The organism is Mediterraneibacter sp. 210702-DFI.5.30 (assembly GCF_020560115.1).
GTDB classification, from domain to species: Bacteria; Bacillota; Clostridia; order Lachnospirales; family Lachnospiraceae; genus Mediterraneibacter; species Mediterraneibacter faecis.
In genome coordinates this window covers 1-229 of sequence record NZ_JAJCME010000205.1, presented here as the reverse complement: position 1 = coordinate 229, position 229 = coordinate 1, and the positions used below count along the sequence as shown (strand labels likewise).

Genomic DNA, 229 nt, shown 5'->3' with positions numbered 1-229 from the left:
GCAGCAGCTGCGACAATACAACCTATACATCCCGCACCAGCTGTAAGGAAACATCCCAATGAACAAAGAGTAGTTACAGCACTAATAACCCAGCTTTCTACCCCTTTTGATTTCAAACAACTACCCATGCATGATCCCCAGCTAGCTACACTTCTTTTGTTTCGACTGTTTTCTTTTCCGGCATTAAGTTTTGTAGCTATACCATCAGAAAAAGACTCTCCAGAAATAA

Annotated in this window: 1 protein-coding gene; it reads left to right on the top strand. The window is 41.5% G+C overall.

From position 1 onward, the window contains the following. Positions 1-229 (top strand): hypothetical protein (locus tag LI126_RS15260; RefSeq protein ID WP_227165755.1); only part of this gene is annotated, 229 nt, incomplete at both ends.